General features: G+C 27.2%; 21 protein-coding genes. 13 read left to right on the forward strand and 8 right to left on the reverse strand.

Annotated features, from left to right (window positions below; all coding sequences use genetic code 11):
• Position 1 precedes the first annotated feature (1 nt).
• The 4 genes from ACQPUW_RS03720 to ACQPUW_RS03735 all read left to right on the forward strand — a co-directional run bounded on the left by ACQPUW_RS03720 (position 2) and on the right by ACQPUW_RS03735 (position 7177).
• Positions 2-1798 (forward strand): ABC transporter ATP-binding protein, encoded by a 1797-nt coding sequence (locus ACQPUW_RS03720; protein WP_430836152.1) that lies wholly within the window; start codon positions 2-4, stop codon positions 1796-1798.
• Positions 1795-3618: an ABC transporter ATP-binding protein gene (locus tag ACQPUW_RS03725; protein WP_430836153.1), complete on the forward strand. Its 1824-nt coding sequence runs from the start codon at positions 1795-1797 to the stop codon at positions 3616-3618. The genes ACQPUW_RS03720 and ACQPUW_RS03725 overlap by 4 nt, the downstream gene beginning before the upstream one ends.
• A gap of 847 nt (positions 3619-4465) precedes the next feature.
• Positions 4466-5245, forward strand: a complete 780-nt coding sequence (locus ACQPUW_RS03730; RefSeq protein WP_430836154.1) for a histidinol-phosphatase — start codon at positions 4466-4468, stop codon at positions 5243-5245.
• A gap of 306 nt (positions 5246-5551) precedes the next feature.
• Positions 5552-7177 (forward strand): Mur ligase family protein, encoded by a 1626-nt coding sequence (locus ACQPUW_RS03735; RefSeq protein WP_430836155.1) that lies wholly within the window; start codon positions 5552-5554, stop codon positions 7175-7177.
• 59 nt (positions 7178-7236) lie between these two features.
• On the opposite strand, the gene ACQPUW_RS03740 is transcribed toward ACQPUW_RS03735, so the two are convergent.
• Complete coding sequence (locus ACQPUW_RS03740) at positions 7237-8127, reverse strand: SDR family oxidoreductase (protein WP_430836156.1); 891 nt, start codon at positions 8125-8127, stop codon at positions 7237-7239.
• 126 nt (positions 8128-8253) lie between these two features.
• On the opposite strand from ACQPUW_RS03740, the gene ACQPUW_RS03745 reads away from it, so the two are divergent.
• The 6 genes from ACQPUW_RS03745 (at position 8254) to ACQPUW_RS03770 (ending at position 13636) form a co-directional block, all read left to right on the forward strand.
• Positions 8254-9693, forward strand: a complete 1440-nt coding sequence (locus ACQPUW_RS03745; protein ID WP_430836157.1) for an FAD-dependent oxidoreductase — start codon at positions 8254-8256, stop codon at positions 9691-9693.
• Entirely contained in the window at positions 9686-10573 is an 888-nt protein-coding gene (locus ACQPUW_RS03750) for a tocopherol cyclase family protein (RefSeq protein ID WP_430836158.1), read from the forward strand. Before ACQPUW_RS03745 ends, ACQPUW_RS03750 begins: the two co-directional genes overlap by 8 nt.
• A 202-nt stretch (positions 10574-10775) precedes the next feature.
• Positions 10776-11465, forward strand: coding sequence for a DUF975 family protein (locus ACQPUW_RS03755; protein WP_430836159.1), 690 nt, complete (start codon positions 10776-10778; stop codon positions 11463-11465).
• Between the two features lie 58 nt (positions 11466-11523).
• Positions 11524-12021: a hypothetical protein gene (locus ACQPUW_RS03760; protein ID WP_430836160.1), complete on the forward strand. Its 498-nt coding sequence runs from the start codon at positions 11524-11526 to the stop codon at positions 12019-12021.
• 137 nt (positions 12022-12158) lie between these two features.
• Positions 12159-12545 (forward strand): hypothetical protein, encoded by a 387-nt coding sequence (locus ACQPUW_RS03765; RefSeq protein ID WP_430836161.1) that lies wholly within the window; start codon positions 12159-12161, stop codon positions 12543-12545.
• Between the two features lie 200 nt (positions 12546-12745).
• Complete coding sequence (locus ACQPUW_RS03770) at positions 12746-13636, forward strand: radical SAM/SPASM domain-containing protein (RefSeq protein WP_430836162.1); 891 nt, start codon at positions 12746-12748, stop codon at positions 13634-13636.
• A gap of 82 nt (positions 13637-13718) precedes the next feature.
• On the opposite strand, the gene ACQPUW_RS03775 is transcribed toward ACQPUW_RS03770, so the two are convergent.
• On the reverse strand, positions 13719-13928 hold the full coding sequence (locus tag ACQPUW_RS03775; protein WP_430836163.1) for a hypothetical protein: 210 nt from the start codon (positions 13926-13928) through the stop codon (positions 13719-13721).
• A gap of 387 nt (positions 13929-14315) precedes the next feature.
• Between ACQPUW_RS03775 and ACQPUW_RS03780 the strand changes: the two genes are divergently transcribed.
• A complete protein-coding gene (locus ACQPUW_RS03780) occupies positions 14316-14792 on the forward strand; it encodes a GNAT family N-acetyltransferase (RefSeq protein ID WP_430836164.1) in 477 nt (158 codons plus the stop codon).
• 59 nt (positions 14793-14851) lie between these two features.
• On the opposite strand, the gene ACQPUW_RS03785 is transcribed toward ACQPUW_RS03780, so the two are convergent.
• Positions 14852-15007 carry a hypothetical protein gene (locus tag ACQPUW_RS03785; RefSeq protein WP_430836165.1) on the reverse strand — a complete coding sequence of 52 codons (156 nt, stop codon included), beginning with the start codon at positions 15005-15007 and terminating at the stop codon, positions 14852-14854.
• Between the two features lie 184 nt (positions 15008-15191).
• Between ACQPUW_RS03785 and ACQPUW_RS03790 the strand changes: the two genes are divergently transcribed.
• Complete coding sequence (locus tag ACQPUW_RS03790; RefSeq protein ID WP_430836166.1) at positions 15192-15986, forward strand: GNAT family N-acetyltransferase; 795 nt, start codon at positions 15192-15194, stop codon at positions 15984-15986.
• Between the two features lie 105 nt (positions 15987-16091).
• Positions 16092-16250, forward strand: a complete 159-nt coding sequence (locus ACQPUW_RS03795) for a hypothetical protein (protein ID WP_430836167.1) — start codon at positions 16092-16094, stop codon at positions 16248-16250.
• A gap of 39 nt (positions 16251-16289) precedes the next feature.
• Here the strand turns inward: ACQPUW_RS03795 and ACQPUW_RS03800 are convergent, their stop codons facing one another.
• From ACQPUW_RS03800 to ACQPUW_RS03820, 5 genes are all read right to left on the reverse strand, one after another.
• On the reverse strand, positions 16290-17660 hold the full coding sequence (locus tag ACQPUW_RS03800) for a HAMP domain-containing sensor histidine kinase (protein ID WP_430836168.1): 1371 nt from the start codon (positions 17658-17660) through the stop codon (positions 16290-16292).
• A gap of 3 nt (positions 17661-17663) precedes the next feature.
• The gene (locus ACQPUW_RS03805; protein ID WP_430836169.1) at positions 17664-18335 is read right to left on the reverse strand and encodes a response regulator transcription factor; all 672 of its coding nucleotides are present in this window, start codon (positions 18333-18335) and stop codon (positions 17664-17666) included.
• 154 nt (positions 18336-18489) lie between these two features.
• Positions 18490-19677 (reverse strand): ABC transporter permease, encoded by a 1188-nt coding sequence (locus ACQPUW_RS03810; RefSeq protein ID WP_430836170.1) that lies wholly within the window; start codon positions 19675-19677, stop codon positions 18490-18492.
• Between the two features lie 4 nt (positions 19678-19681).
• A complete protein-coding gene (locus ACQPUW_RS03815; RefSeq protein ID WP_430836171.1) occupies positions 19682-20365 on the reverse strand; it encodes an ABC transporter ATP-binding protein in 684 nt (227 codons plus the stop codon).
• Positions 20366-20386: 21 nt separating this feature from the next.
• The gene (locus ACQPUW_RS03820) at positions 20387-21076 is read right to left on the reverse strand and encodes an efflux RND transporter periplasmic adaptor subunit (protein ID WP_430836172.1); all 690 of its coding nucleotides are present in this window, start codon (positions 21074-21076) and stop codon (positions 20387-20389) included.
• Positions 21077-21258: the final 182 nt, after the last annotated feature.

The following is a 21258-nucleotide window of genomic DNA, read 5'->3' on the forward strand; positions in this document are numbered from 1 at the left end:
TATGGGGGATATAAAAATAAGTGGAAAAACAATTGAAATGATAACGGTACCATTTAAATTTGCACCAATGTATTCTATTATAATTGCTTTGCAAAAAATATTGCAGGGGTTAATTCCTACATTTCAATTAGTAGCTATAGCAAAGTTTTTAGATACAGCTATAGGTGTAGTTAATGGAACTTATAATAAAAACGAAATTATAATACCACTTATAACAATTGTAATGCTAATTGCTTTTGATTGGATTTCTCAGCAGTTAGTAGGCTTTGTTGAAGTGAGGCTTGAATTAAGGCTTAGAGAAAAGCTTAGGGGATTAATAACAGAAAAAAAAGCTAAGCTTAAGTATAAATATATAGAAGATAAAGAAACTTGGGATTTAATATCAAGGATATCTGAAGATCCTGAATTAAAATGTAATAGCGCTTATATAGATTTATTAGACTCAATATCATTAATAGTAAGAGTAACAGGTTTAATTTTCATACTTATTACAAAAGTATGGTGGGCGGCCTTATTAATCTTGGCAATATCTATTCCGCTATTTTATTTATCTATAAAGTCAGGTAAAGCAAATTATGATGCTTTTAGAGAGATGGCTGAATATAGAAGGGAATCAGATTATATAGGTGATGTTATTACAGGAAGAGAATCGGCAGATGAAAGAGCTTTATTTAGATATACAAGTGAGCTTAATAAAAAATGGCTTAAACTATATGAGAAAGTAAGAAAGCATCAGTTAAAAATAGAACTTAAATGGTTTGCTAAAATGAAGCTTGGAGGTATAATAACTGCTTTAATTTCAATAATCATAGTGGTTATACTTTTAGTGCCAGTAAAAGATGGATTATTAACAGTTGGTATGTTTATATCTATAAGTAACTCAGTTTTTGATATTATTCAAATAATGTCATGGCAATTAACTGCTTATACTGAAAATCTTGTAAAGAATAGAGAGCACTTAAAAGATTTAGCTAAGTTTATGAGCTTAGAAGAAAGTATAGGTGCAATAGATAAGCCAACTATAGGTAATGTTAAATTAGAAAGATTAGAATTTAAGAATGTATCATTTAAATATCCTGGTACAGAAAGATATATACTTAAGGATTTATCTTTTGTAATAGAAGAAGGTAAACATTATTCATTTGTAGGAATAAATGGAGCAGGAAAAACTACTATAACTAAAATAATAACTGGATTATATGATGAATTTGAAGGTGAAATTCTAATAAATGAAATTGATATAAAAAAGTATAGTCAGTGTGAGCTTAAAGAATTAACATCTGTAGTTTATCAAGATTTTGCAAAGTATTCTATTTCAATTAAAGATAATATAGCTTTAGGAAATTTAGAGTGTATGCATGATAAGTTAAAAGAAAATCAACTTAAAGAGGCAATAAATATTGTAGAGTTAGATGATGTAGTAGATAAATTAGATAAGGGATTAGAAACAAATCTTGGTAAGATTAAAAGTGATGGACTTGATATATCAGGTGGTCAGTGGCAGCGTATAGCAATGGCAAGAGCTATTGTAAGTAATGCTTCATTAAGAATACTAGATGAACCAACAGCTGCCCTAGATCCTATAAGTGAAAGTAATGTTTATGAAAGATTTGAGAAAATAAGTAAAGGACAAACTACTATCTTTATAAGCCATAGATTAGGTTCAACTAAATTAGCAGATGAGATATTTGTTATAGAAAATGGTTCAATAATAGAGACGGGAAACCATGAGGATTTAATAAGCATAGGTGGAAAGTATGCTAATATGTATGAAAGTCAAAGGAGTTGGTATTTATGATAAGTAATAAAAAAGATAGGGGTATATCTATTTTTAAAATTCTAAAGAAGATAACGCCTATGGTATTAAAAGCAACTCCAATGTATTTTATATTTATAATATTAGTAAATATTATTCATGCAGCTTTCTGGGTTCTAAACACAGTAGCAAGTCAAAAATTCTTTGACTCTGTAGCAGCGTTAACAGTTGGTGAAAATACAATGGCAAAAACTATATTAATGGCATTAATGTTAGGTGGAGTTTTAATAGGAGCTCAAATGCTAAATGGAATATCTAATTTTACGGGGAGTAGCTGGTGGACTAAAGTAGCTGGATATATAACTAGTATAGTAAATAATAAAGTTGGAAATACGGATTCAATTTCTTTTGAAGATACTAATGTTCTAGATGATATAAATAAAGTACATGAAGGTGTTAGAAATAGTATAGGACTTATAGGAGTAATTACAATGATTGCTTGCATGTATATTCCATACTTTTTATTCATGGGAATGTATTTATATAATTTAAAACCAATACTTGCAATATCACTAGTTTTTATATTTATTCCAGTTGCATTAACTCAGTTTATAAGAATTAATATATTTACTAAATTAGAGGATGAGGTAGCACCTATTAGAAGAGAGTATAAGTACTATGAAGAATGCATAGGTAGTAGAGAATATTTTAAAGAAACAAGAATTTTAGGTGCATTTGGATACTTTAAAAACTTATATTTAGACTCCCTAAAGCTATTAAATAAAAAGGTTTGGTGTGCAGAAAAGAAGACAAGATCTATGGAACTTGGCATGAAGATTCTTACTTTACTTGGATATATGGGAGTACTATATTTACTATTTATTAGTTTAATTAATGGAGATATATCTGTTGGAGCATTTGGAGCTGTATTTTCATCAATAGGGATGATGTTCTCAATAATGGAAGAAGTAATATGTAGACATATAGGAGAAGTAACTCAGAATTTAGGGACAGTAAGGAATTTTATAAGATTTTTAGAACTGCCAGAGCGAAAAGGAGAAGATGTTGAAATAAAAGACGTACCAGATATAAAGCTTGATAACGTATCATTCTCATATCCATCTTCAAATAAATTATCTGTAGAAAATATAAGTTTACACATAAAATCAGGGGAGACAATTGCCATAGTTGGAGAAAATGGGGCAGGAAAAACTACATTAGTTAAGCTTATGATAGGTTTATATCTTCCAAGTGAAGGTAATATATTAGTAGATGGATTTAATACTAAAGAAATTTCACAAAAGTCTTTATATAAAGAAGTATCAGCAGTATTTCAAAGGTATCAAAGATACAAAATGACTCTTGGAGAAAACATATCAATAAGTAATATTGAGTATGTTGATGATTATAATGTAGATAAAGATATTGCGCTTAAAAAAGCAGATTTAACTATGAACAAAGAAATATTTAAAGATGGATATGATACAATGCTATCAAGAGAATTTAAGGGTGTTGATTTATCAGGAGGCCAGTGGCAGAGGGTAGCAATTGCAAGAGGATTCTATTCAAATCATAATATGATAGTTCTAGATGAGCCTACAGCTGCAATTGATCCAGTTGAAGAAAGTAAGATATATAATAAATTTAAAGAAATGTCATATGGAAATACATCTATAATTGTTACTCATAGGTTAGGATCAGCTAAGATAGCAGATAGAATTGTTGTTATGGACAATGGTAAGATTGTTGAGTGCGGAACTCATGAGGAGCTTATAAGTAATGATGGTAAATATAAAGAAATGTACAATGCTCAGAGTAAATGGTATGTAAAATCAGAGGGTGAAGAGATTATGGTGGGATAGCATAGGAAAAGGTAATTTTAATCATAAGGAATAATTTAAGATGAATGATTTCTTATGAAGAGTATAATTATAAAAAGTTTTTAAAATACTACTTGCAACATGATATATGTATAGTATGTTATATTAAAAAGTCCAGCAAGTTTATTTGCTGGACTTTAGTTTGTAATAGTTTAGGATGATTTGTCTAATAATTAATTTAATTGGTAGTATTACTTTTCTTTATACTTGTTATAGTTTGATATAAATTAAATAAAACTAACACAATTAAGCAAAACAATATTATATAAATATAAGGCAATGAATTCATATAATAATCTGTATTTATATTTTGTGGCAATCTAGAATCATTATCTACTTTTATAGTCATCCAAAAGCTTATAAGCGTAATTGTTGATATAATAATATTAAATAAATAAGCTTTACTGATTTTTTTAATATTACACACCTCCTTTTAAAAAATTATTGTTGTCAGATATAATTAAAAATAATAGACGTTCTTTGCAGCATTATATAATACAATTGTCACATAATTTATACATTTAATTATATTGCAATTTCCATAAAATTATAATATTTTGCAAATATCTGCTTAATTAACTTTAAGTTCTTTGTTTTCTTCTTCAAGTCTTTTAAATTTTCTTTTCAAACTTGATATAAAAGCGTCTTTATTGCTCTCTTATACTAACTAGCCTATATTATTCCATTTAAGATTTTAGTCCTCTTCTAAATATATATGTTTAATAATTTATATGGTAAATATTTATATTTAATAAGTAGCAATTTGATAGAAATATAAAAAAGTATGTATAATAGAGAGATGAAGACACTTTACTTAGGAGGAAATAAAATGAAAAGTAACTATCATACGCATAATTATAGATGTAATCATGCTAAGGGAACTGTAGAAGAATACATAAAAGAAGCTATTGCTGAAGGATTTGATGAAGTTGGTATTTCAGATCATCTGCCTCATCCAGGAAAAAATATTGATAATAAAAGCAGAATGAAGTATGAAGAGTTAGAAGAATATTTCAATGAAATAAATGAAGCAATTAAAAAATATTCTGATAAAATATCTATTAAAAAAGCTATTGAGTGCGAATACTTTGAAGATTTCGGATGGCTTTATGAAGAACTTATGGAGAAGTATAAAGTTGATTATCTTTTGCTTGGAGTACACTTTTTCCCATATAAAGGAGAATGGTTTTATGTAGGGGGAATAGAGTTAACACCAGAGATATTAGAATGTTATGTAGACTATGTAGTAAAATCTATGGAAAGTGGATTGTTTAAATGTGTTGCACATCCAGATCTTTTTGGACTTAGCTATAGGGATTGGGATGAGAATACAATTAAGCAATCAAGAAGGATATTACAAGCTGCTGAGGATTTAAATATACCTCTTGAAATAAATGTTAATGGATTTAGAAAAACTAAGGTCAAGTATAATAACGGTGAAAGATATAGTTATCCTATAAAAGAATTTTGGATGTTATCAAAGGAATACAATATAAAGAGAATAATAGGGATTGATGCTCATGATCCTTGCCATATGAGAGATTTGGATATGGGATTAAATTTTGCAAAAGAACTTGGATTAGATGTTATAGATAGATTAGAATTATAATATTATAATGATTTAAAATAGTAAAAGTGCAAATTATATCTATTATTAATAATATAAAGTAAAAAAATAAATACTTAATAAAATTATAAAAGCTAAAGATAGTAGAGAAATATCTATTATCTTTAGCTTTTTTAGAATATACATTAAAGTTAGCTATAGTTATTAAGCTTTCTCTTTAAATATATTTATAAGGTAAGTTATTTAATGATTATGATAAACTATAAAATTACTTTGAATAACTTTAATATAAATTGAAAACTATAAGGTTAGCAAGGCAGAAGCTTTAAGTAAATAGGAAGAAGTGTGATGCATATGACAGTAGAGAAAGTTAGATTTCTAGCTGAAAAAAATATAAAAGGTATACCAAAGATTATCTATATAAAGGGAGACAATATAAAAGGTATAATAAAAAAATATGTAGATATATGCTCTTTACTAAATATTGAAGGGAAGATATTAGAACTTAAAGATAATGAAGCATATTTAAGCTATGATAGAGAAATGGTTAGTTCATTTATTATTTATGGAATAATAGATGATGAGGAAGATGTTTATGAAAGAGCTAAGAGATTATTAGAAGATGACTGGAGTTATGAAATAATAAAAGAATTAGATAATAGTAATATTCCATCAATAAATATTGATAGTAATAATCTTAAAATTGGGTATGGTAAAAATTCAATTATTTTATCAAAATCAGAAACTTCTAGTATAGAAATATCAGAGATTATTTCTAATTTAAAGGACAATGGTATGATTCCTATAATTGCAGTAACAGGAACCAATGGAAAGACAACAACAACAAGACTTATACATAACACTTTATTATCCTTAGGGTATAGGAGTGGAGCATCTACTACTGGAGGAATATATATAGGAGATAGAGTAGTTAGGACAGGAGATACAACAGGATATTATAGTGCTTTAGAAGTTCTTAAAAATAAGAATATAGATATTGCCGTACTTGAAACGGCAAGAGGGGGAATAATTAAAAAAGGGTTAGGCTTTAAAAATGCTAAAGTTGGAATAATTACATCTTTATCAGAAGATCATATGGGAATGGAAGGGATTAATACAATAGAGGATTTAGGAAAAATAAAATCATTAATTAAAGAAGGTCTAGATGATGATGGTATTATGATAGTTAGAGCAACTAAAGATATAGTAAGACTTTTTAGTAAGAAAGATAGATTAATATTATTTGATAATGATTTAAATGAATTAATAAAGGAACATATAGAAAATGGAGGGGAGGCATTTTATACAATTGGGGGATTTATATTACATAATAAATCAGGTAAAGAAATTGAATTAGTAAATTTAAAAGAATTAGAGTTTACACATAACGGATTATCTAAAAGCAATACAAGAAATGTAATGACAGCAATAGCTGCAATAAATAAAATTCATAATAATATTTATGAAGTAATTGATGCTATAAAAGGATTAAAATGTGATTTAAGTACTAATAGAGGTAGACAAAATGTTATAAATATAAAAGATTTTAAATTAATAATAGATTATGGACATAATAGCGAATCTTTTCATGAGGTATTCAATATGGCAAAATCTTTAAATCCAACATTAATAACTGGAATTATAACAGCTGCTGGAGATAGGAGCGATGAGCATATAGTTGAACTCGGAGAAATAACTGCATCTTATTGCCAAAAGGTAATAATTAAAGAACAGGAAGACCGACGGGGAAGAGAAGAGAAAGAAACAGCAAACTTATTATATAAGGGACTTAAAAATAAAGGATTTAATGATGATAAAATAACAATATTACTTAAAGAAGAAGAGGCTATATTAAAAGCTTTAAATGAAGCAAAATCAGGAGAAGTAATAGTATCATTTAGTCAATTTTTAAACGTAACAATTCCAGCTATAAATAAATATTTAAGAGAGAATGGATTAGAGGTTATTAATTAATAAAAATGTGTGTTTATAAATTTAAGCACACATTTTTATTCTTAATTATTTAACATATGTTAGCTTTCGACCATTGCACCACCATTTACATGGATAACTTGTCCTGTTACATAGGATGAATCATCAGATGCTAAGTATACATAAGCAGGAGCAAGTTCAAAGGGCTGTCCAGCACGTTTCATAGGTACATCAGATCCAAACTTAGTAACTTCTTCAGCAGAAAAGCTTGAAACTATAAGTGGCGTCCAAATAGGACCAGGTGCAACTGCATTAACCCTAATTCCATCTTTAATTAGTGATTGCGAAAGAGATCTCGTAAATGTTACAACTGCTCCTTTAGTTGATGAGTAATCTATAAGATTCTTTTTACCTTGATAGGCTGTAATAGATGCAGTATTTACTATTGTGCTTCCTCTTTTCATATGTTTTACGGATTCTTGTGTAAGATAGAACATGGGATATATATTTACTTTAAATGTTAATTCTAGTTGAGATTCTGAAATACATTCTATGCTTTTTTGTGGAAACTGAACACCTGCATTATTTATTAATATATCTATGCCTCCAAGAGTATCAACTGTAAATTGAACTAATTCTTTGCAAAACTTTTTATGCATTATATCACCAGGCATTAGATAACACTTACCACCATATTTTTCAACATATCTTTTAGTAGTCTCTGCATCTTCATCTTCATAAAGATAAGAAATTACAATATCCGCACCTTCTTTTGCAAAGGCGACTGAGACTGCCCTACCAATTCCACTATCTCCACCTGTAATTAAAACACGTTTATTTTTTAACTTGCCACTACCTTTATACTTAGGGTTATCAAATATAGGGCGAGGTTTCATTATTGATTCGATTCCAGGTTGAAGCATTTGATGTTGAGGCGGAAAGTTTTTAGGCAAATCTTCGATATTTATATCATCGTCATAATATGAATTCATTTAAGCCTCCTAAAGAATTTATACCGTTAGTTATTTTATGAAAGACTAGATATATTTGTGAAAAGGTGCAATATATGTCCTGTGTATATCATTATAAAAATGGAATAATAAAAATGAGGTGATTTTATGGAATCTGTATGGAGTGAAAGTTGTAAGTTCAGAGGAAGGGAAGTTCTAAGTAAAGATATAAAAACAGATATTTTAATTATTGGAGCTGGAATAGCAGGAATATTAACTGCATATATGTTAAAGCAAAATGGTAGAGATGTAGTTTTAATTGATGGAGCTGAAACAGTAGGTGGAAATACGAAAAATACTACTGCAAAGATAACATCTCAACATGATTTAATTTATAATAAATTAATATCAGAATTTGGAGAAGAAAAGGCTAGGCAATATGCAAAAGCAAATGAACTTGCTATAAAAAAATACAAAGAAATTATTGAAGAAAGACAAATAGACTGCGACTTTGAAGAGAAGGCATCATATGTATATTCTCTAGATGAAACAGACATTCTTAAAGAAGAGGTAGAAGCAGCTAATAGAGTTGGAATTAATGCTGAATTTGTGGAAGAGACTAATCTGCCTTTTAAAGTTAATGGAGCTGTTAAGTTTAATAATCAGGCACAGTTTAATCCACTTAAATTTTTAGAGAATATTTCAAAGGATTTAATTATCTATGAAAACACGAGGGCAGTAGAAATTAGAGAAAACTCAGTATTTACTGATAGGGGAGAGATAAATGCAAATAGTATAATTATAGCAACACATTATCCAATAATGAATGAACCTGGATATTACTTTTTGAAAATGCATCAAGAAAGATCCTATGTCATAGCTTTAGAAAATGTAAAAGATATTGATGGTATGTATATAGATGTTGACGAGAGCGGATACTCCTTTAGAATGTATAAAGATTTACTATTGTTAGGTGGTATAAAGCAGAGAACAGGAGATAATGAAACTGGCGGAAGCTATGATGAGTTAAGAAGAGTTTCAAAAGAATTATTTCCAAAGTCAAAAGAAAAGTATCATTGGTCAGCTCAAGATTGTATGACTATAGATGGAATACCTTATATAGGTAGATATTCTGATGATACACCTAATATATATGTTGCTACAGGATTTAATAAATGGGGAATGACAAGTTCTATGGTATCAGCCATGATAATATCAGATATGATCTTAGAAAAAGAAAATGATTTTTCGGAAATATTTTCTCCAAAAAGATTTGATTTGTCAGCGTCAATAAATAATGTTGCTAAAGATATAAGTGAAACAGCTAAAAACTTTATTGCACAAAAAATATATATTCCAAGTAGTCAAATAGAACATATTCAAAATGGTCATGCTGGAATTGTTGAATATAATGGAGATAAGGTTGGTGTTTACAAAAATAAAGAGGGAAAAGAATTTATTGTATCAACAAAATGTTCTCACTTAGGATGCCAGCTTCATTGGAATGCAGATGAATTAACATGGGATTGTCCATGTCATGGATCAAGATTTGATTATAAAGGACGATTAATAGGAGGTCCTGCAATTAAAGGACTTGTAGATGATTAATTTTCATGGTGAACATAAGAGAAAGAACTTTTTTGAAGGATGGTATTTTAAGCATCAAAAAAATGAGAACACTATAGCCTTTATACCTGGAATAAATATTGATAAAGATGGAAATAAATCAGCATTTATTCAAGTGATAACAAATACAAATTCTTATAATATTAAATACTCATTTTTAGATTTTAAATGTAGTAAAGATGAGCTAGAAATACAAATTGGGAAAAGTATTTTTTCAAAAGAAGGTATTGAGATAAATATAGAGGATAGAGACATATCTATTAGAGGGAAAATTAATTATAAGGAACTTACCCCTATAGAATATGACATTATGGGACCATTTCGTGAAATCCCATTTATGGAGTGTAATCATGGAGTTATAAGTCTATATCATAAGTTAACTGGGAGTATAAAGCTAAATGATAAGGAAATGGATTTTAAAGATGGAGTAGGATATATAGAGAAGGATTGGGGAAGTTCATTTCCTAAAGAATATTTATGGATACAGTGTAATTGCTTTGAAAATCATGAATGTTCAATAATGGTGTCTATTGCGGATATTCCATTTATGGGAATGAATTTTAGAGGTTGCATATGTAGTGTATATTATGAGGGCGAGGAATATAGATTAGCTACATATAATGGAGTAAAAATAGTTAATTGTAGTGATAAATCTGTTTGCTTAAAAAGAGGGAAGTATAAATTGAAAGTTCACTTTACAAACAATAGTGCACAAAATCTATTAGCTCCAGAGAAGGGGAATATGTCGAGGATAATACAGGAGAATTTAGCATGTAGAGGAAGATTTGAATTTTATATTGATGATGAATTAATATTTAATTTATACAGCAATAATTGCAGTTTTGAATATTTAGAGAAATAGCTACTCTATCTATTTCTCTAAATATCATATAAATAAATTACAAAGTAATATATAAACCTATTTTAATCGCTTCATTTTAAGGAGCGACTTTTGTTATATTATTGAATAAATATATTCATTATGGAATAATTTGCTTATTTTTATAGAAAAATGTATAATATAAAAGGATTTTTTTAAGAAATATAAAATAGGGGGATAACTAATGATAAGTAAAGAAATAAGAGAGCAATCTAGATCAGATTTAAGGGGGAAGTGGCTTAAGTTAGCATTAATTACTTTAGTAATTTTTATAATAGTATTTGTTGTTAAGCATTTTACTAAGGAAGTTTATTTAGGATCTTTAATTAGTTTAGCGATAAGTTCAATGCTAGGAACTTTTAGTAAAGCATTTTATATAAATTTTTATAAGACTAAGGAAATTAATATAGAAAGAGGGTTTCCAAATATAAAAGTCTTTTTAAGATATTTTGGAATGGAATTTATGCTTTTTGTAATTGTTTTTATAATTTATCTACTAATGTTTTGTTTGTTAATTATAGGAACTTTAGGATTTATAGCACTTGATTTCAATAAGTTATTTAGTATAAATGCTATTATACCTTATTTAGGAATTATATTTATAGTAAGCATGATTATAATTACAATTATAGTATTATTTTATTTTGCTGTACCATTTTTAATTATTGAAGGTAATGGTATATTTAAGAGTTTAGGAGACTCTATAATACTGATGAGAGGTAAAAAGTGGAGATTATTTAAGCTACAACTTTCATTTATAGGATGGGCTATTCTATCGATTTTATCATTCGGAGTAGGGTTTTTATGGCTAACACCATATTATTGTGAGAGTATAACCATGTTTTATTTTAAGGTAGTACTGGAAGAAGAATAATATAAATGTAGTTAAATAAGATAAATTTACATAATAGGGAGACATAATAGAAGAAAAAATGATAGAAAATAGTAATAAAAGAAAACCTACAAAGAATAAAAAGTTAATTTTAATAGCAATAATTATAGTAATAATAGGTACGTTATTGAGTATATTAGGATATAAAATGTATGATAGATATATTAATAGACCTAAATATATAACTTTAATGGCACAGACTGAAGCGCAGTTAAGTCTTCAGTTTAATAATATAAGTAGTGAATTAGGGTATTCAATGGATCAAAGTGATGAAAAATTAGCGGCTAGAACAAAGTGTAAAAATGCTATAGTTTCATTATGTGATGAAATGAAAGCTAATACACCAGAAGATTTACAATATTATCTTAGTAAAGTTAGAGAAGATGGAAGTAAAGAAGGGTTAGAAAATTTACAGGCAGTTGCAACTTCATTACAAACATTTATAGAAAAGTCATCAGATAGGTTTAAAAAGTATGATATAGAACAGGATGAACTTAAGGGAAAAGTAAAAAATATTCTTTTAGAAAAGGGTTTTTAAGTTATTAAATATATAATATATGGTACTTAATAAATATAAATGAATATACTTATTATTAAGGAGGGCATCTTAAAAGTTTAGATTTCTTTTAAGGTTTCCTCCTTTAAGCATATGAGGAAGAAGGTGTATTCATAAATATGGAGAGATTAGAAAGAATTTTTAAAGAAGCATCCCTTAGAGCAGTAATTTTTTCAAAAGATAACTTAGGAGTAAAACTTGACTTTTCAGAAGATAGTTTAGTATGGCTAGATGATATATTAGAAGTATTTCATAAAGCAAATGAAAATACTCAATTTGATAATGATAAAATATTAGATTTATCTATGGCATTTGGTGGATATCTTGGAGAAGTTATTAGTAAAAATATTGGTGGCGTATGGGAAGAAAATGATGGGAAGACAATATTCTTAGAAGTAAATGATAACAAGGTATTACCTTTAAATATAGTTTATAAAAGAATAAATATTGGAGAAAGGGCATCGGTAAAACGGTGGTATAGTAAGTTTAAAGAAAAATTATGTTAGAAGAAGAAGAAGAAGAGCGGAAGATTTAAAAGCAATCTAGAATAAAATAGCTAGGTTGCTTTTAATTTATTATAAATTATAATATTTTTTATAAGAATTTAAATGATTTTATTATATAAAAATTTTAATCTGTTAAATAACCTTAAAATAAAATATAATGAGTAATAGAAGTTTAAATTATTAAAACTAGGAGAATACGTATGAAAAGATTTAAAAAAGTATACATAGAGATAACTAATGTATGTAATTTGAGCTGTAATTTTTGTCCAAAGACAAGTAGAAAGTTGCAGTTTATGGATGAAGAGGCATTTGTTAAAGTAATAAAACAGGTAAAGCCATACACTGATTATATATATTTTCATTTAATGGGTGAACCATTCTTAAATCCTAATTTAAAAAGATTCTTAGAAATAAGTTATGAAAATGGATTAAAAGTAAATATAACTACAAATGGGACATTAATAAATAATGTTAAAGATATATTACTAGAGTCAAAGGCTCTTAGACAGGTTAATATATCTCTTCATAGTTTTGAAGCAAATGATAATAATATATCTGATAATAATATATCTCTAGAAGAATATATAGATAATGTAATGAGTTTTATATTAGAGGCAAGGGACAAGAGTAAGGTTATTACATCAACAAGGCTTTGGAATATGGATAGTGATGAGCTAAGAGGAAGTAATAAGTACAATAAAGATATAATAAATATGATAGAGTCAAAATTAGGACTTGAAATAGACTTAAAAGAATCTCTTAAGAATGTTAGAGGAATAAAGCTTTGGGATAGAGTTTATTTAAATATGGCTGAAAAGTTTGAATGGCCAGATATAGATAAACTTAGTACGGATTGCGAAATGTTTTGCTATGGATTAAGAGATCAAATGGGAGTCTTAGTAGATGGTACAGTGGTTCCTTGCTGCTTAGATAGTGAAGGTAATATAGAACTTGGAAATATATTTAAAGAAGATTTAGAAGATATATTAAATAGTGATAGAGCAATAAATCTATATGATGGCTTTTCAAGAAGATGTGCAGTAGAAGATTTATGTAAAAGATGTGGATATGCAAAAAGATATAGAAAATAATTAATAAGTATAAAGAGATAGTCGAAAGTTTGACTATCTCTTTATAAATATGCTACTAGTTTTTATGTTAGATTTAATTGTTTTAATTATTATGTTTTTTACTAGCTTCGATTAATGTTAACACTACTTTTGAAGAAAAGAATAGTACAAATAAAATAGAAGTATAATATATAATTGGACCATCCATTAATGAGTTATTAAAACCTTTTAAATGATATAAAGTAGGAATTAAAAATAAAGCAATAGTAAATAAAATTAATATTACAAAAATATTATTAAGAAGTTTCTTCATAGCAAATCACTCCTTTTATTCCAGTATATACTATATGTTGTATATATTATAGTGTTATAATATATGGAATAGTATGGTATAATTGTAATGTTGGTGTAAAATAACGCTAATTTTAAAGAAATAAATAAAAAAATGTTGCAAAAATAATATATTAATGTTATATTAAATGAGCAGTTGGTACGTAAAGTGCTAATTACGGAGCCTAGTGTGACTTTCGCCGGTCGCTAGGCTCCATTTATTTTATATAAATTAATATTAGCTTTTACTTTAGATTCATATTTCTAAAGTTTTTAGTTTATATAAAAATATTTTCTATAAACTTATTTATATTTTCTATTATTAAAACATAGTATTTATAGACTTAATTCTATGGGAGGAATAGATTATATGATAGGAATTAGAAAAGCTAAGGAAGAGAATTTTGAAGAGATTAAAAGTCTTGTAGTAGAAATAAATGATATACATGCTAAAGCAAGACCAGATTTATATGATTTTACAGAAGATCCTATTACAAGAAATGAATTTTACGAATTATTAAGGTGTAGAACTACTGATGTATTTATAGCAATAGATTTATGTACTAATGAGATAGTTGCATACAGCATTTTAAATGTTATAAACAATAAATGTTTGTTATTTACAAAAAATAAATATTATGGATACATTGAGGAGTTTTGTGTGAAATCAAATTATAAAAGAAGAGGAATAGGAAAAATTTTATTTAGTTATATAAAGGAATACGCTAAAGAATTAGGTTTATCTTCATTACAGTTAACTGTATGGGAATTTAATGAAAGTGCAAGATATTTCTATGAATCATTAGGTATGATTACAAGAAATAGAAGAATGGAAATGGAAATTTAAGATATATAGTTTTAAATAATAAAACACCACTATTTAAAATAGTGGTGTTTTATTATTTTTTAAAAACCTCTGTTTTTAGCATCAATTCCACTTTCGTTTATTCCAGGTTGTTTTGTAGTGGTCGTAAATGTATTCTTTGACCAACGTTGAGGGTGTTTTGATCCATTGGCATTATAATTTGTTTTTGAGTAGATTCTTTCATTCTGATACTTCATAAAATCATCTCCTTAAAATTCATTACAGTAGTAGTATTCTACCTATGGACAAATTTTATATTATAATAATGCTTCATTTTTTAATAAAAAAAGGGATATATAACATGGGAAATTGTGTTAATTAATAAGTGGTAATGATAAAATAAAAATAATAAGAAAATTGAATATATTAGGGGGCATAGATATGATAAGAAAATTGAATGAAGATGATAGAAATAGCGCTTTAAAATTTTTATATAGAGAAGCTTCTATAAATTTATTTATTATAGGAGATATTGAGAATCATGGATTTGAAAAAAAATTTATGACTGTATGGGGAAGTTTTGATGAAGAAAATAAATTAAAGGGAGTTTTCTTAAAGTACTATGAAAATTATATTGCATATTACGATAAGTTTGATAGCGATGTTGAATGCTTCAAAAATATCATAAGATGTAATGATTGTAGAAATAAGGTTATATCAGGTAAATCTAGTATTATAGAAGATTTCAAAGATATTTTCAAAGAATTTGAAATTAAAGAAACAAGCTTTTGTGAGCTTAAGGATGAACACGGATTAAAAGGATATGATGATAGTATAAAGGTAGCAACAGAAAATGATTCAAAAAGAATATGCGATTTTGTCAATGGAATAAAAGAGTTCCGCGATATATCAGGAACTTCAGAAGAACAATTTTTAGAGAATATGAGAAGCAAATCAGGTAGGACATATTATATTGAGAATGAAAAAAAGGCTATTATTGCAAATGTTCAAACTACTGCAGAAAATTCAAGGTCTGGAATGATTGTAGCTGTTGCAACAAAAGAAGAATGTAGAAATAGAGGGTTAGTAACTAAATGTTTAAGTAAACTGTGTAAAGATATGCTAAAAGAAGGAAAAACTCTATGTTTATTTTATGATAACCCTATAGCGGGAAAACTTTATAAAAAACTAGGTTTTAAGGACATAGACAAATGGACTATGATGATAGAAAAATAAAATTTGTTATGGATTATTTTAACAATATATATTATAATATGCATGGCACTTATGACGAAAGTTTGTAAAGATAGTAGCTAATAAATATTTTGGGGTGTTAAGTATATGAGAGAAATAAAATTAAGTAATGGATGGAAATTAAAATCATTTTTAGGAGATTTAAAAGAAGAAAATGGGAAAAATGAAATAGTTATAGTAAATGAAAATGATGATACTATCGTAAATGTTGAAGTATTAGAGGATGGAAATTTAAATATAAATTAAATATTTAATATAGTAGTTTATAAGCACTAATTTTTATAGTTAGTGCTTATTTTTATAGGTGATTGGAAGCTTTATTATAAAGGTAGTTCCTTTATTTAATTCACTCTTAACATTAATCTCTCCACCGTGAATAGATATGATTTTTGAAGCTATAGAAAGTCCAAGTCCAGTTCCATTTGTATTTCTTGAAGAATCACTTTTATAAAATCTTTCAAAGATTCTATTAATATGCTCCTTAGAAATTCCGATTCCATAATCTTCAAAAATAATATTAATATAGTCAGTAGTCTCTTCTAAAGAAATATTTATTATAGAACCTTCATTTGAAAATTTAATAGCATTTTCAATAAGGTTAGTCCATACATGAAAGAGTAGATCTTTATCGCCAGTAATATTAGACTTTGGAAGGTTAAGTTCAAAGGTGATATTTTTGCTAGACCATTTACTTTCTAAAGATAGAATGCTTTTTCGTATCTCTTCATCAATAAAGAAATCATCTTTTTTTATATTGTCATGCATGTTATCTAATGATGATAACCTTAAAAGATTTTCACTAAGTAAGCTTAATCTACTTGTCTCTTCATTAATAATATTAGAATAATATTTTCTATCGCCTACGCTTAAGGTATCATAAGATAGAAGTGTTGAAAATCCCTTTATAGTAGTAAGGGGAGTTCTAATTTCATGAGAAACAGAAGATACGAATTCTTGTCTCATAGTTTCAGTTTTATTAAGCTCAGAAGTCATATAATTAAATGTATTTATAAGTTCACCAAGCTCATCTTTTCTATAATTTTCAACTTGAACATCATAGCTACCATTACTTACGTACTTTGATGCCAAGGTTATGGCCTTTATAGGCTTAACAATATTTTTAGCAACTATCATATAAGAAATTGTGCCAAGAATTAAAACTATAGATAGATTTAAAAAGACCCATTTATGAATTCCAAGAGCATTAAACATGTTAATAGGTTTAATAAACAATGCATAATCCTTATCATCAATTTTGAAAGATGATGCAAAATATTTATTTGAAGAGTCTAGGTAAGTACTATAATTTATATTTAAATTATTCTTTTTACCATTTAAAACTTCTAAAACCTCATCTTTAGGAATGGTAACATGAGAATTATTTTTTGAAAATTCATCAACTAAACCATCTTTATCATAAATAGATATATTAGATATATGAAATATATCCATATTAATTATTGAATTTATAGATGTTTTATCATTATTTTTATATAGTGATTCTATATTTTCAACGGTATTATCTAAAGTTTTTTGTAAGGTATTTTTTATTTTAAATGAGTAAATAAACGATGTTATAAAAAAAGAAACTATTATACTAGATATAATTACGCAAAAGAAAATACTTACTAACTTAAAATATATAGATTTTTTCATATATTAATCTCCTTCAATTTTATATCCAAGACCTCGTATAGTTGTGATTTTAGCTGAGCTATCATTAGAAACTAACTTTTCTCTGATTCTTTTTATATGAACATCAACTGTTCTATCATCACCTTCATAATCAATACCCCAAATATCTTCTATAAGTTCATTTCTTGTAAAAACTTTGTTTGGAAAACTACTTAATTTAAATAATAATTGAAATTCCTTAAGAGGAAAGTCTATTAGAGTATTATTTATTTTTACAGAGCATTCTTTAAAATTAATAAGAAGATCACAATAAGATATTATATCTTTAGATATTTTTTTATACCTTCTAAGAAGTGCCTTAATCCTTAGTAAAAGCTCAGGAACTTCAAATGGTTTAACTAGATAATCATCAGCACCTTTATTAAATCCATCTATTTTATCATTAAGTTCACCCTTAGCAGTTAAAAGTAAAACAGGTATATCAAGTATTTCTTTTATATGTTTAGTGACTTCTAAGCCATCTACTAAAGGCATCATTATATCTACTATTGCTATACTTATCTGATTGTTTTCTATAGCATCTAAGGCTTCCTGCCCATTAGAACATAATATTACAGTATAATTTTCTCTTTTAAGTACTTCGTTTAAAAGTGTACGTATATTTTTATCGTCATCTACAACTAAAATATTAATCATTAAATCTTCTCCTAATATGCAGTAATAATTTTTAGTATATATGATTAAGAGCTTAAATAAAAGGACTATATCATATCAAATTTTCTAATATAAGTGTATAAATATATATTAGTTTGATATAATAAAGTCCTTTTAAGATTTTAAATATAATATTTTATTCTGAACGTAGAGCATCAATTGGAAGAAGCTTTGAGGCTTTATTTGCAGGCATAAGTCCAAATACTACACCTATGAAAATTGAGAAGCCAAGACCAAAGAATACAACTCCCCATGAAATACCAGATGTTACACCAAGTATTGAGTTAAATGCCATCGATCCTAATATTCCAAGAATTGCACCAATTATTCCGCCTATTAAACTTATTACTATAGATTCAATTAAGAATTGAATTAAAATATCTTTTCTCTTTGCACCAAGCGCTTTTCTTATACCAATTTCCCTTGTTCTTTCAGTAACTGATACAAGCATTATATTCATTATTCCGATACCACCAACTAATAATGAGATACCTGCAATAACACCAACAGTTGTTGTCATTGTACCTTGCATTGTTTTTATTGTATCTAATATTTGTTGTTGATTTATTATAGTATAAGGTTTAGTCTTATCTTTATCAGAATTTTTAATATCAAAAGTTCTATCAAGCTTTCTTTCGATAGCAGTCATAGTATTATCTATATTTTCAGTATCTTTAACCTTTAAATACATAGTTGAGACTGAGGTATTCTTTATAAGTCTTTGAACTGAAGTTATAGGTGCATAAATTTTGTTGTCTGTTGAATTTAAAGCAGAGCCATCTTTAGCTAATATACCAACTACCTTATATTTAATACCATTTAATCTTACATATTTGCCTATAGGATTCTCAAATCCAAAAATATCAGTAGCAATAGTATTACCAAGCACAACAATTTTATCACTATATTCAACATCTATTGGAAGAATAAATCTACCATCTTCTAATTTTTTGTTTTCCAAAGAAATAAAATTATTATCTGTTCCAGTGATTGGAACCATTTTGTTATTATCACCATATCTTAAATCTACATTTCCGTTTACGTCTGCAGACATTTTATCTATATTTGGTATTTCTTTAAACTTTTTTGAATCATCATAAGATAATTTATCTGTTGGATCCTTTGAAGTAACCATAACACTTATTAGGTTAGATCCTAAATCTGTCATTTGAGAGTTTACGCTTTCAGTCATTGAATTTGCAACAGATACTAGAAGAGTTACTGAAAGTACTCCAATAATTATTCCAAGCATTGTAAGTATTGAACGCATCTTATTTGATAGAAGTTGTTTAAAAGCTAATTTAAAGCTTTGTATTATACCCATATAATCACGCCCTTTCCTCGTATAATGTTCCATCTTTAATTCTGATTATTCTTTTTGATTGATCTGCAACACCAAGGTCGTGAGTTATCATTACAATGGTTCTTCCTTCAGCATTTAAATCCTTTATAAGGGACATAATCTCTTTACTTGTTTTTGTATCTAAAGCTCCTGTAGGTTCGTCACAAAGAAGTATTTCTGGATCAGTTACAATGGCTCTTGCTATTGCAACTCTTTGCTGCTGCCCTCCTGATAATTGTGTAGGAAGATGATTTTTTCTATCAGCCAATCCAACTTTTTCTAAAGCTTCTATTGAACGTTTCTTTCTTTCAGATGAAGACATACCTCTATAAATAAGTGGTAGTTCAACATTCTCAAGAGCAGATAACTTACTTAAGAGATTAAATTGTTGAAATATAAATCCGATTTTTTTATTTCTTATTTCAGATAATTTATTATCATTTAGTGTTCTTACATCTTCTCCATCTAGAAGATATACTCCTGTATCTACTTTATCTAAACATCCTATAAAGTTCATAAAGGTAGACTTACCAGAACCAGAGGGCCCTACAATTGCAACAAATTCTCCTTTTTTTACTTTAAGAGAAATATTATTTAACACTTGAAGATGTTCATCCCCCATAGTATAGCTTTTACAAGCATTCTCTACATCAATAACATATTGCTTCATAATTAACATCCTCCTAAAGATTTATTTTGAACTATTCATCATTGGAGGGAAGCCTGTGTTTTGCTTCTTTACTAATGTAGGAAGTTGCACCTCATCTCCTGAAGAAAGACCTTCTGTGATTTGGATAGAGTCATCATTGTGAATTCCTGTTTTAACTATCTTTTCTTCTTTAGTTGAAGGAATTATAACGTAATTTTCTCCAGAATCATTTTGATTTATTGCTTCAATTGGAATATATAAAACATTATCTTTCTTTTCAGTTGTTATTGTTCCAGTACCAGTCATACCAGCTTTAAGTCCATTTATAGTTTTATCAAATGATACAGTAACACCATATGTAGTAACTCCATTTACAGTGTTACCAGCATCAGCTATACTTTCTATTTTCCCTTTGAATTTTTTATCAGGAAATGCGTTTATATCAATATTTACAGTTTGACCTTTTTTTAGATTAACTACATCAATTTCATCAACAGTAAGTTCAAACTCTAAATTATCATAATCAGGTTTAATTTTATTTTCAGGAACTACTATACCAGATGATGATACAGAAACCTTTAATTCACCTTTACTTACAGTTGCTGTTTGGTAAACATCAACATTTTGCTCGATTTTTTCTTTTGCTTTTGAAATTGTAAAAGCAGCACCAGCTCCTAATATTGCAATAGTACATATTACAGTTATTATAATTGTTTTTGCTTTTTTACTCATTTATTGATCCTCCTAAATTAGTTTGATGACTAAATAATAATTAATAAATATTAACTTAACATGAACTAACTTCAATTATTTATTATTTCTCAAAAGTAATATTTTAAACATATAATGATAAAAATATAATTTTTTATAAAATATAGTGAATATTCAAAATATTTACTGTATAATGTAATTAA

Source organism: Clostridium sardiniense (assembly GCF_050584765.1).
Lineage (GTDB): Bacteria > Bacillota > Clostridia > Clostridiales > Clostridiaceae > Clostridium > Clostridium sardiniense_A.

Excerpts from the sequence above, each read along its gene's own strand:
- ACQPUW_RS03720 (WP_430836152.1), top strand. The coding sequence starts at position 2 with ATGGGGGATATAAAAATAAGTGGAAAAACAATTGAAATGATAACGGTA.
- ACQPUW_RS03725 (WP_430836153.1), top strand. The coding sequence starts at position 1,795 with ATGATAAGTAATAAAAAAGATAGGGGTATATCTATTTTTAAAATTCTA.
- ACQPUW_RS03730 (WP_430836154.1), top strand. The coding sequence starts at position 4,466 with ATGAAAAGTAACTATCATACGCATAATTATAGATGTAATCATGCTAAG.
- ACQPUW_RS03735 (WP_430836155.1), top strand. The coding sequence starts at position 5,552 with ATGCATATGACAGTAGAGAAAGTTAGATTTCTAGCTGAAAAAAATATA.
- ACQPUW_RS03740 (WP_430836156.1), bottom strand. The coding sequence starts at position 8,127 with ATGAATTCATATTATGACGATGATATAAATATCGAAGATTTGCCTAAA.
- ACQPUW_RS03745 (WP_430836157.1), top strand. The coding sequence starts at position 8,254 with ATGGAATCTGTATGGAGTGAAAGTTGTAAGTTCAGAGGAAGGGAAGTT.
- ACQPUW_RS03750 (WP_430836158.1), top strand. The coding sequence starts at position 9,686 with ATGATTAATTTTCATGGTGAACATAAGAGAAAGAACTTTTTTGAAGGA.
- ACQPUW_RS03755 (WP_430836159.1), top strand. The coding sequence starts at position 10,776 with ATGATAAGTAAAGAAATAAGAGAGCAATCTAGATCAGATTTAAGGGGG.
- ACQPUW_RS03760 (WP_430836160.1), top strand. The coding sequence starts at position 11,524 with ATGATAGAAAATAGTAATAAAAGAAAACCTACAAAGAATAAAAAGTTA.
- ACQPUW_RS03765 (WP_430836161.1), top strand. The coding sequence starts at position 12,159 with ATGGAGAGATTAGAAAGAATTTTTAAAGAAGCATCCCTTAGAGCAGTA.
- ACQPUW_RS03770 (WP_430836162.1), top strand. The coding sequence starts at position 12,746 with ATGAAAAGATTTAAAAAAGTATACATAGAGATAACTAATGTATGTAAT.
- ACQPUW_RS03775 (WP_430836163.1), bottom strand. The coding sequence starts at position 13,928 with ATGAAGAAACTTCTTAATAATATTTTTGTAATATTAATTTTATTTACT.
- ACQPUW_RS03780 (WP_430836164.1), top strand. The coding sequence starts at position 14,316 with ATGATAGGAATTAGAAAAGCTAAGGAAGAGAATTTTGAAGAGATTAAA.
- ACQPUW_RS03785 (WP_430836165.1), bottom strand. The coding sequence starts at position 15,007 with ATGAAGTATCAGAATGAAAGAATCTACTCAAAAACAAATTATAATGCC.
- ACQPUW_RS03790 (WP_430836166.1), top strand. The coding sequence starts at position 15,192 with ATGATAAGAAAATTGAATGAAGATGATAGAAATAGCGCTTTAAAATTT.
- ACQPUW_RS03795 (WP_430836167.1), top strand. The coding sequence starts at position 16,092 with ATGAGAGAAATAAAATTAAGTAATGGATGGAAATTAAAATCATTTTTA.
- ACQPUW_RS03800 (WP_430836168.1), bottom strand. The coding sequence starts at position 17,660 with ATGAAAAAATCTATATATTTTAAGTTAGTAAGTATTTTCTTTTGCGTA.
- ACQPUW_RS03805 (WP_430836169.1), bottom strand. The coding sequence starts at position 18,335 with ATGATTAATATTTTAGTTGTAGATGACGATAAAAATATACGTACACTT.
- ACQPUW_RS03810 (WP_430836170.1), bottom strand. The coding sequence starts at position 19,677 with ATGGGTATAATACAAAGCTTTAAATTAGCTTTTAAACAACTTCTATCA.
- ACQPUW_RS03815 (WP_430836171.1), bottom strand. The coding sequence starts at position 20,365 with ATGAAGCAATATGTTATTGATGTAGAGAATGCTTGTAAAAGCTATACT.
- ACQPUW_RS03820 (WP_430836172.1), bottom strand. The coding sequence starts at position 21,076 with ATGAGTAAAAAAGCAAAAACAATTATAATAACTGTAATATGTACTATT.